This is a genomic window from Collinsella aerofaciens, assembly GCF_001405375.1.
Taxonomy (GTDB): domain Bacteria; phylum Actinomycetota; class Coriobacteriia; order Coriobacteriales; family Coriobacteriaceae; genus Collinsella; species Collinsella aerofaciens_F.
This window is the reverse complement of record NZ_CYYP01000002.1, coordinates 130,965-140,888: the sequence shown is the minus strand read 5'-3', so window position 1 is coordinate 140,888 and position 9,924 is coordinate 130,965. Positions and strand designations below refer to the sequence as shown.

General features: G+C 61.3%; 9 protein-coding genes. 5 read left to right on the top strand and 4 right to left on the bottom strand.

Annotation, left to right across the window (positions count from 1 at the left end; all coding sequences use genetic code 11):
* From ARB25_RS10105 to ARB25_RS01680, 4 genes are all read right to left on the bottom strand, one after another.
* Positions 1–778: hypothetical protein (locus tag ARB25_RS10105; protein WP_055285332.1), on the bottom strand; the 778-nt coding region annotated here is incomplete at its 3' end.
* Between the two features lie 81 nt (positions 779–859).
* Positions 860–2,101, bottom strand: coding sequence for an SPFH domain-containing protein (locus tag ARB25_RS01690; RefSeq protein ID WP_055285331.1), 1,242 nt, complete (start codon positions 2,099–2,101; stop codon positions 860–862).
* A 48-nt stretch (positions 2,102–2,149) separates the two neighbouring features.
* A complete protein-coding gene (locus ARB25_RS01685) occupies positions 2,150–3,472 on the bottom strand; it encodes a hypothetical protein (RefSeq protein ID WP_055285330.1) in 1,323 nt (440 codons plus the stop codon).
* A gap of 24 nt (positions 3,473–3,496) precedes the next feature.
* A complete protein-coding gene (locus tag ARB25_RS01680; RefSeq protein WP_055252143.1) occupies positions 3,497–4,234 on the bottom strand; it encodes a DUF4428 domain-containing protein in 738 nt (245 codons plus the stop codon).
* 387 nt (positions 4,235–4,621) lie between these two features.
* Between ARB25_RS01680 and ARB25_RS01675 the strand changes: the two genes are divergently transcribed.
* From ARB25_RS01675 to ARB25_RS01655, 5 genes are all read left to right on the top strand, one after another.
* Entirely contained in the window at positions 4,622–6,160 is a 1,539-nt protein-coding gene (locus ARB25_RS01675) for a helix-turn-helix transcriptional regulator (RefSeq protein WP_082421810.1), read from the top strand.
* A 145-nt stretch (positions 6,161–6,305) separates the two neighbouring features.
* On the top strand, positions 6,306–6,755 hold the full coding sequence (locus ARB25_RS01670) for a hypothetical protein (RefSeq protein ID WP_055285328.1): 450 nt from the start codon (positions 6,306–6,308) through the stop codon (positions 6,753–6,755).
* 20 nt (positions 6,756–6,775) lie between these two features.
* The gene (locus tag ARB25_RS01665; RefSeq protein ID WP_138375258.1) at positions 6,776–8,326 is read left to right on the top strand and encodes a zinc ribbon domain-containing protein; all 1,551 of its coding nucleotides are present in this window, start codon (positions 6,776–6,778) and stop codon (positions 8,324–8,326) included.
* A 76-nt stretch (positions 8,327–8,402) separates the two neighbouring features.
* Positions 8,403–9,158 (top strand): hypothetical protein, encoded by a 756-nt coding sequence (locus tag ARB25_RS01660; protein ID WP_055285326.1) that lies wholly within the window; start codon positions 8,403–8,405, stop codon positions 9,156–9,158.
* 35 nt (positions 9,159–9,193) lie between these two features.
* Positions 9,194–9,880 (top strand): hypothetical protein, encoded by a 687-nt coding sequence (locus tag ARB25_RS01655; RefSeq protein WP_055285325.1) that lies wholly within the window; start codon positions 9,194–9,196, stop codon positions 9,878–9,880.
* Positions 9,881–9,924: the final 44 nt, after the last annotated feature.

Genomic DNA, 9,924 nt, shown 5'->3' with positions numbered 1-9,924 from the left:
CGATGGTCGTGTTGACCAGGTCGTCAAGGCTGTCAAGCTCGCCGTTCGAGAACGTGAATTCCTCAGTGGCGTTGGTGCCGGGCATCAGGTGAGCCGAGAACCAGGGGTCCTTCATGGTGCCGTTGACATTGGTCTTGCCGGAGGGAGCATAGAAGGTCAGGTCCTTGTCGCTCTTGTTGGTGATGTTGACGACAAAGCCGATGTCGCCCCAGTCGTCCTTGAACTTCTCGGTGATGGTGATGGTGCACAGGTCGTCATCGGCGACGGTGACGGCGGGGGAGATTTCGTCGCTCTGGACGTCGTCGTCTTCGACGGCCTCATCGATCTCCTCTTCCTTCTCGGCGTTCTCGCGATCCTTCTTTACCGTACCGGACAGATCCTTGTCGGACTTCGTAAAGATAAGCTTGTCGCCTTCCACCTCGAGGACGAGCTTGTCGTCCTTGAGCTTCAGGTCGTGCGACTCATCTTCGGCGGTAATCGTTACGGTGGTGGCGTCCTTGGCCTCCCATTTCAGGTCGGCGACCTCAAGGAACATGTCGAGGACGCCCGTGCCGTCTTCGTCGAGGATCAGGATACAGTTGAGGCCCCACTCCTTGAGCATATCCATGTACTCATCGGTGAGCTCTTCGCCGTCCAAGGTTCCACCCGAGTACTGCCAGCTGCCGACGAAGTTGGCCTTGGGGTCTTTGCCGCCGCCGCTGCAGCCCGTCAGGGCAAAGGCGAGCGCCAGGACGCATGTCAGGAATGCGAGTACGGACTTTTTGAACGTTGTCTTCATGGTGTCCTCCTTTATCGAACGAAACCCATAGAAGCAAATGCGGGGGTGGCGGACCTCCCCGCCAATTACCAGGTAGAGGGGCTAGGGCCTGGGTGTTCCGCAGTTGCTGCAGAACTTGCCGCCGTTTTCGCTACCGCAGTTGGGGCAGAACCACTTGGTCGGTGCCGGGGCGGGTGCGGGACTGCCACACTCGGGGCAGAACTTGCCGGTGTTGGTGGCACCGCAACTGCAGGTCCACGTGCCGGCCGCGGGGGCAGCGGCAGGAGCCGGTGCGGGGGCGGGTGGCGGGGTCGGCTGTGGGGCGGCCTGCTGCTGTGCCTGGCCGGCGGCGAACAGCTGGCTGGCGTTCATGCCGCCCATGCCGCCCGCCATGCCCATGCCCATGAAGCCTGCCATCGCGCCGTTGGGGTTGGCGGCTGCTGCGCGCATCGCATCGCTCTGGGCGCTGGCGATGTTGGCGGCTGCCATGGTGGGATCGCGCATGACCGCGGCCTTCTGCAGGTCCTTGATCATTTGCTCGTCCTCTTGCGAGGCGGCGATGGAGTTGACGCCAAAGCTCACGATCTCGACGCCGCGCAGGTCGCGCCAGTCGGCCGAGAGGACCTCGTTGAGCGCGCGGGCGAGCTCGGTGGTGTGGCCGGGGATGGCGCTGTAGCGAATGCCCATCTCCGAAATCTTGGCAAAGGCGGGCTGCAGGGCGGTGAGCAGCTCGGACTTAAGCTGGCTGTCGATCTTGTCGCGCGTATAGCTATCGGTCACGTTGCCGCACACGTTGGTGTAGAACAGCAGCGGGTTGGTGATACGGTACGAATACTCGCCGTTGCAGCGAACGGAGATGTCGACATCCAGGCCAATGTTGTTATCGACCACGCGGAAGGGCACAGGCGAGGCGGTGCCGTACTTGTTGCCGATGATCTCCTTGGTGTTGATGAAGTAGACGCGCTGGTCCTTGCCCGCGTCGCCGCCAAAGGTAAAACGGCTGCCGATATTGGCGAACGTCTCCTTGATGGAGTCGCCCAGGTTGCCGCTAAAGACGCTCGGCTCGCTGCCGGTGTCAAAGACAAACTCGCCGGGCTCCAGCGCGACCTCGATGATCTTGCCGTTTTGCACCACGAGCATGCCCTGGCCGTCGTTGACGGCGATGACGGAGCCGTTGGAGATGACGTTGTCCTCGCCACGCGTGTTGGAACTGCGGCCGCCGGTGCGCTTGCTGCCCTTGCAGGCCAAGACGTCAGCGGGCATCGATTCGCAATAGATAAACTCCTTCCACTGGTCGGCCATGACGCCGCCGGCAGCTCCCAATCCAGCTTTCAAGAGTCCCATGGTGATCTTCCTTTCTCGTCAAAGGCCGGGTGGTATCGGTCAGAATGGCTAATCGTCCTTGTTGTCCTTCATGACAACGGTGGTCTCGGTGTGGCTGAAGGTGTCGTGCTTCTCGGTCAGGTCGAGCTCGCCGCAGTAGCAATCGGCGTGGGTGGCCTCGTTGGCTGTCTTGAGCTGGCCCACCAGCAGCACGTCTGCGATGACCACGATGATCAACGGCGCGACGATGTTGATGAGGACGCCCTCGACATCAAAGGTGAGGTAGTCCGGATCGAAGGCATTCCCACCCATAAAGAGAATCTGGGAGAGGACAAACCCAATCACAAAGAACAGCACCGAGGCGATAGCGAGCTTGGGCTTGGAACAGGGAAGCTCACCGACCATGCGACCGGTCTGGCCGTTCATGGCAAAAAGATAACTCTTGCCGTTCCACGAGGTGGAAAGCATCCACACGGGGAACAGGGCGTAGTCGCTGTCTTCCCAGGTGTAGTCGAGCTGCTTGCTTTCGACCGTGGCGTCGTCATACTCGTCGACGACGGTCTCGCGCAGGGCCGAGACCGTACTTTCTTCCATACGGCGCTCGGCGCGCGCCTTGCAGGTCTCGCAGTCCTCGTCGTAGCGGTTGGCGATGTAGCCGGGCATATACGCGACCGAAAACGGGCGCAGCGCGTCGTAGTCAAACGGCTCGATGGCGTCCATGTGGCCGTCGGGCATCTTGGACGATCCGTCGACGGGCACGCGCTCAAACGAGATATTGCCTTTACGGTAGGCGTCGTAGTGGTCGGTGGTCGTTACGGTGCGATCGGATTCCTCAGTCACGGTCTCGTTGGTCGCGTCAAAGCACACTTCGCCGTCCACGCGGGCGCCGTAAAGCCAAAACGGCACGTAAACGCCTTGGACTTCGTCGATATGGTTGCCGGTGACAAAGCTCTTGGGCAGCAGGATCTTGCCCTTGTAGTGTTCCTTGAGGGCGGCCAGGACGTCGTCGCGACCGAGCTTAAACGGAATCACCAGGTCGGGGGAGAAGTCGCCCGAGAGCTGGCCGGGCGCCACGGCGGAGTTGCCGCAGTACGGGCAGGTGGTGACGGCGACGGTGCCGTCCGAGACCAGCTCGGCACCGCACGACGAGCAGATGTAGCCGGCGTTTTGAGCCAGCTCCTGCACGGCATCGTCGACAGCAGGCTTGGGAGCCGCGGCTGCGGCATCGGCTTTGGCATCTGCCTTGTCCTGGCGCTCGCGATAGAGGGCCTCGACTTCTTCGACTTCAAAACGCGAATCGCAATAGTCGCAGACGAGCTTTTGCTCGGCATTGGCAAAGTGAAGGGGACCGCCACACGCGGGGCACTGATAGTTGACGCTCTCGAAGGCCATAATCGGTCCTTTCGCTGCCGGAGGCTATGCGCCGATGGCGCCGCCGCAGTATTCGCAGCGCCCACTGGCATCGGGAATGGTGGTGGCTCCGCAGAAGGGGCAGGTGACCGCGGTCTTGGGGGCCTTGGCGGCCACGACGCTGTCGCGCGTTTCCTGACGCAGCTGCACCAGCGCGTCGCGGACCTCGGTTGCCTGGCGCTTGGCCTCGCGGTATTCGATGGAGCCGCGCTGATCGATGGTGGAGTCGTTCACGCGCAGGTTGATTTCGGTAAAGTACGGCGTGTTGACGTGGATGGTAAGGTTAAAGTCGTAATCCAGGTCGTAGCGCGGCGGGTTGTAGCTCTCGCGCTCGCCGTCCTTGGTCTCGCGATAAATCTCGGTGCGATGCTCGTCGATATCCATATCGCAGCCGAGTACCTGCGAGAACTCGATGATGTCGGGATTGGCGTCGCGCCAGCGGCTCTGCGAGGTGATGATCAGCAGGCCCGCGTCTTCGTCGAGCATGATGTTGGTGCGCCCGGCAGAGAGCGTGCGCGTAGGGTTGAACGAGGCCAGGCGTTCGGCATTGGCCTCGCGGTAGGCGAGTTGCTCGCGGATATCGTCTGCGGTGCTGGAACGATAGCCGTGGAAGTAGGGGGAGAGCTTGCCGACGCACTCTTTGCACAGGTAGCCTTCGTTGATCTTGGTCTTCCCCAAAAGCCCCAGCTCGGTACCGCAAATCGCGCACTCTTTCTTCTCGAACATCTTGTCAAAGAAGCCCATGGCTGCCTCCCATCAACAGGTAGCGTGTGTCACTTTTGATGATGGGGGAGTGCGCGATCTTTCACGATACCCAGACGGCTCAACGAGTCTCCACAACTGGGACACATGGCCCATTTTTGACTAGTCATTGGGGACGTACTTAAACGACTAGTCGCGGGGGACACTCTTCGGCCACTCATTGGGGACGTACTTAAATGAGTGGTAGTTGGAGACACTCCTGGCCGAGCTAGAGATCGCGCGCGTCCCTTCTGGTCCATGCGGCTCAAAATCGCGGCGTGATGTGGACGACTGGGGCCGAATTAGCAGCATTTCGAGTCTGACTCTGATATCGAGATTGGTTCTTTATTAAAATAGAATTCCAGACAATTGAGCGGCCGGGGGTTAACCATGAGGGGCATGGGAGACACAACCGCATATTTGCGTCGGGGCATTCGGGAGATTATATGCCTGGCGCTGTTCTTCTTCACGTTTTTGACGTGCGAGTATCTCTTTGATGTGCGCATAGCCGAGTTCGTGCCATCGAGTGAGGTCGTTATCTACGAGAGTATCGTCGTCGGCGCGAGCGTGATTGGCTTTTTCGTGCGCCCATTTCTGTACTATCGCCGTCCCCAGACGATCGATGCGACGAGCGATATTACAGGCGTGCTGTTGGTATCGGCGTTGCTGCTGATGATTATGGCAGTGCGGTTTGAGGTGCTAATTGCCGGCGGCCTGGTGGCGTGCTGTGCGCTGGGCTATTGCGGATCGACCGCCCATGCCAATCTTGCGCGGCGTTTTGCGCAGACGCCCTGCCTGGCGCGCGCCGTGGCGGTTTCCTATGCTGCGGGCATTTTGGTGCAGGTGCTCAACCATATGGTGATGCCTGCGGGCATTCCCCAGAAGTCTGTTCTCATTGCCTGTGCGATTGCGCTGGTGGGGCTGCTTCACGGTGCCCGCCGCGCTAAATTGCGTGATGAGCCTGCGTCCGAGTTCGAGATTGCCGAGCTATCGGTCGATGCGTCGGAGCGTGGCGCCAGGTGGCACGATGACCCCGAGGCAAAGGCGGCCTTTCAGGGTGCCGTGGTACGTCTGACGGTGGCGACCGCTTGCCTCACCGGCGTGTTCGCGGCCCTCAATGCCGGCCTTACGACCTCGCATGCCGCTGGCGCTATCGATCTGGGCGACTGGCCGCGCTTGCTGCTGGTTGTGAGCGCCCTTGCCGCCGGCGTCCTGTATGACCTGCGTGGGCGTTCGTATATGAATATCATCATGACGTGCGCCGCCATGCTGTCCACGCTCTCGTTCTTTGTGCTTATCACCGATGGCAACGGTGGCAACACGCTTGCCGCCACGATTATCTTTTACCTTGGCACGGGCTTTTTCGTGGTGTTCTTCACCGCGAAGTTCGCCGCGATTTCGATGTATGCCCGCTGGGCGTATCTATGGCCGTGCATGGGCCGTGTTATCAACAACGTTTGCTCGATACTCGTGACGGCTCCGGCGGTGGCGATTGTCTCGAGTCAAAACGTGCTGGCGGCAGTGAGCGTCGTGCTCGTGCTGTTTGTCGGCATCGCGATTTCGCTGTTGGGACAGTTTGGACAAGACGGTGAGGGCGAGGCGACGCACGGCGGGCTGGCGCTTGCCACCGACGATCTTGGCGTGAGCTGTGAGCCCGGCCAGGCCGACACGGTGCCCCTGGAGGCGCCGGAGCTTTCGTTTGACGATCGGCTCGATGGCTTCGTTGCCGCCTTTGGGCTTACCAAGCGCGAGCGCGATGTTCTGGAGGCGCTGGTCGTTTCGGACGGCAGCGTGCAGGACGTGGCGGCGGCACTCTTCCTTTCGCGCTCCACGCTCTATCGCCACATCGCTTCGATCAACAAAAAGACCGGTGCCTCCTCGCGCGTAGCCCTCATCAACTTCTTCTGGTCCTGGACACCCCAAGACTAGCTAACCACCACAAAGGGGACAGGCACCTTTGTGGTGGTTTTTTACCTGCAAAAATATGAATATGAGACATTTGTCACCTGCCGTTTTGGTGCTCAAAGGCATATGAATGTGATGCTGAGCGGAGCAGAACGGAGGGGGTGCACCTATGGCGTCTCGGGGTTGCGCGTCTAATAAAACTGCGGGCGCGCTTATCGCCGTGGTGGTCTTTGCCGCGGCGGTGACACTTATGCGAGTTTACGTTGCCGGCGACCATGGCGCTCAAGGAAAGACTGCCGCGCAAGTGTCGCTCAACGATTGCGCTGCCGTTCCGGTGGCGGTCAAGCTTGTCGAGGACGGGGAGGCGCGGACGGTCTATGAGACCGACGATTCCGAACTGGTCGCATCGGCTTTTGCCGCGCTCGATGGCTGCACCGTGGGGGATGCGGTGGATGAGCGGATGAGCGATGCCGGCCGAACGCTCGTCTTTGTCTATGCAGACGGTTCGGAGCAATCGGTAGAGCTCGAAGGCAAGAATATCGTGCTCGATAAGACGGCGTACCGACTTAACGGTGCCGATGAGTTATGGCGGCAGCTTGCCGCGATCAAAAACAGCTAACGAAATTAGGGATGTACGGGATGAGTGACTTGAGATTCTGCCCGGCGTGTGGGGCGCAGCTGCCTCGGGTCGCCGGCGTGCCGGTGCGATTTTGCCCGGGGTGCGGCGTCCGACTTGAGGGCGTTGCATGCGGCTCGGATGCCACGGGGTCTGTGAATGACGCTACTGCCGATGATGGCGCGAGCGAAGGCCGCGAGCCGAGCGTGGCTGTGCCGACGCAGAGTGCCGAGGCCGCGTCACCGTCTGGCGACACAACCTCGGCGGACGCTCCTCGCGCTGTTGACCTTGAGCTTCATGCCGCATGCGATGCCTCTGGCGGGCAGGCGCTCGCGCAGGTAGCGCTGCCGCGGGGTTGGCAAATCGAAGAGGCGCATCTTGAGCGCAGCGGCAGTTTCGACTGCCCGATTTCGGTTGGCGTGACGGCAGCGGGTCCGATGGGTGAGCGGATTATGTACCGCTCCGAGCTCTGCTACGTGGATGCGGGCGCCGTTGCCAAGCGTATCCCCACGCAAACCGAGCGCAAGGCGTTTATGCACGTGGAGGCAGCTTGCGACGAGCTGGCTCAGGCCTGCGCGGCACAGCTGGGCGCACGGGCGGAGGTTGTGGCCGGGCAGCCGTACCCATCGAACGCGGCGCTCGATATCGAGCGCGAGCGTGCCCGCGTAAAGCGCGAGGCGGTAAACGACTTTGCGATTCAGGGCTTTTCGATGGAGCCGAGCAATGTGATCTATGAGTGCCGCATGCGTCGATATCGGCTCACGGGCGCTCCAGTGCCCACCGAGCTCGCGGTGGCGGCCAAAGTCGAGGGCTATGTGGCCTCGATCGGCGGCGTCGCAGGCTCTAAGGGTAAAGGCATTGCCGCTGGGGCCGAGGCGCTGCTGGGCGCAGGCCTTTCGAGCGGACTGATCGGCGGCGTTTTGGGCAAACGCCTGCGCGAGCGCCAGGCGGCGGCAGCGGCGGGACAGGGCGTCGCGCAAGGACAGCCCACGGGTCGAGGCGGTTGCCCGGACGGAGCGTCGTTCGAGCTGGGCGCGGCCGACCTGCTGCAGTGGCGTATCAGGGACAGCTTCTGTCTGGTTGCGCCAGAAGGTCGCCTGGACGAGGCGGCCTCTACGGCGCTTGCCTCAATGGCGTCGACCTTGCGGCTTAACCCGGCTATTGCACGTGAGGCGTCCGCTCAAAAGCAACAGATGGTGCTCGAACAGCGCCAACGCACGCAGATGAACATTGCCCAGCAGCAACAGCAGTTTGCAGCCTGGCAGCAGATGCATGCCTCGCAGCAGGCGGCGTTCGACAGCTACCAGCAGGCATGGTTCGATCGCAGCGATCGTCAGCACGCCGCGAACATGGCTGCCAGCGCAGCCAGTTTCTCTAGCGCGGGCGTAGGCACGGGTGCGGCCTCGTATTCCGATGCCATTCGCGGGGTTAACCATTACACCAGGCCCGACGGCACCGATGTCGAGGTCTCGGTGATGGCCGACCAGGCCTGGGTCAACGGTTCGGGCGATGTCATCGGCACGCGCGATGGCTTTGAGCCTGGTTTTGGCTGGACGGAGCTGCCTCGCCAATAGCGTGAGACGGCTTGTGTGTGAATCGATGCCGGGCGTGTTTCTCGGCATTGTGATAAAGAACGGGAAAGGAACAACGATGAGGGAGACGGTACTTTCGCGCACGGCATTTGTCGCGGCGGCGGGAACGGCGCTGCTGACGCTTGTGGGGTGCGGCGGACAGCGGACGCAGGATGCGACGGGTTTTAACGACGACCGCCCGGTAAAGGACAAGATGGACGCGGGTGCGACGTCGGGCGATTCCGGCGACGCGGACAGCGATTCGGGCGCGGACAGCGGCTCGGCGGATGCGTTCGATACGTGGTCGGATGATTGCTGGGATGCGCACCGCAACATCAGCATCGCGGCACTCCTCGAGCTTAAGGGCTGGCAGTTGCAGGAGTTTGTCACGCAGCAGGGCTATACCTGGCAAGACGCGCTCGAGATGTACGAGGACGAGGCGGGACACGTGCTCAGCGTCTGCAATATCAGCAAGGACGGCGCGACCGAATGGCTCGGCGAGGACGAAATCGGAAAGCTCGACAAGGGCGGCACCGGAAGCACCGTGATGTTCACGCTGCAACTTTCGGGCTATTCGAGCTGCGAGGATGTTATCGCGGGCTTTTCCGTGCCGGTCGAGGACCGGGCGCAGATTACTTCGGGCTCATGGATCGCGTGCGTATACGGTTCCAACATGGCGCGGCACGTCGCCATGGCGAGCCCGATGGAAAACGGTGACTACCGCTTGGATCTCATTACCGAGGAGGCTATCAAGACCGGTACGTTTACCCAGGGCGGCGGTGCTCCGACGATAGACGAATTTTGGCAGGAAAAGACTGGACGCGCGCTCGGCTAGGTGCGACGTGGCCAATACCATAGCGAGGGACGAACATGATGAATGAAGTGGTGATGAGCCGTGCGGCCTTTGTGGCAGGCGCGGGCGTGCTGGCTTGTGCGCTGGCTGGCTGCTCGGGCGGATTGGGTGGCGCGGGCGGTGCCAAGAAGGCGACCACGGCGGACGCCGCCTGTGTAGACGACAACGCCAACGTGACGGTCTATGCTGCGATCAACTTGGACGGCGCCGACCTGGTGCGCCTGCTCAAGCATCAAAACTATGAGTGGCAAGGCGAGAGCGTGGGCTACGGTGCCGCCGATGACGCGGGGCTTTTCGCCTTTACCTTTTCTAAGATTTCGGATGACGTGGACGAACTTGCGAACAGCGCGATACCGCTTTCGGAGTCCGAGTACGAGGAACTTGAGCCGGGCGGCGGAGACGATAGCGTGGCGATTTTGCTCTCGGTGGGCGGCTATACGACGGGCGATCGTGCGCTCACCGGCGCAATCGGCGATGCGGCGATAGTGCAGGAGAAGTGCACAATCGACGATTCCGTGTATTGGCTGGTCAAGGCGCTCGACGGCAGCCGTTACGTGATTTCGGCCTACGACACCGAAGATGATGGCGACAGCGCGCATGACATCTATATCTATAGTGAGTCTTTTATTCACACCGGTTATCTGAGCGGCGGCGACCAAATCGATATCGACGAGCTCTGGAGCCGCCTGACTAACGCCTCATAGCGCACCAAAACCACCACAAAGGGGACAGGCACCTTTGTGGTGGT

What these genes read in the sequence shown, in the direction of transcription:
- ARB25_RS01660 (WP_055285326.1), top strand. Translation starts at nt 8,403, where the DNA reads ATGAGGGAGACGGTACTTTCGCGCACGGCATTTGTCGCGGCGGCGGGA.
- ARB25_RS01690 (WP_055285331.1), bottom strand. Translation starts at nt 2,101, where the DNA reads ATGGGACTCTTGAAAGCTGGATTGGGAGCTGCCGGCGGCGTCATGGCC.
- ARB25_RS01655 (WP_055285325.1), top strand. Translation starts at nt 9,194, where the DNA reads ATGATGAATGAAGTGGTGATGAGCCGTGCGGCCTTTGTGGCAGGCGCG.
- ARB25_RS01670 (WP_055285328.1), top strand. Translation starts at nt 6,306, where the DNA reads ATGGCGTCTCGGGGTTGCGCGTCTAATAAAACTGCGGGCGCGCTTATC.
- ARB25_RS01675 (WP_082421810.1), top strand. Translation starts at nt 4,622, where the DNA reads ATGAGGGGCATGGGAGACACAACCGCATATTTGCGTCGGGGCATTCGG.
- ARB25_RS01680 (WP_055252143.1), bottom strand. Translation starts at nt 4,234, where the DNA reads ATGGGCTTCTTTGACAAGATGTTCGAGAAGAAAGAGTGCGCGATTTGC.
- ARB25_RS01665 (WP_138375258.1), top strand. Translation starts at nt 6,776, where the DNA reads ATGAGTGACTTGAGATTCTGCCCGGCGTGTGGGGCGCAGCTGCCTCGG.
- ARB25_RS01685 (WP_055285330.1), bottom strand. Translation starts at nt 3,472, where the DNA reads ATGGCCTTCGAGAGCGTCAACTATCAGTGCCCCGCGTGTGGCGGTCCC.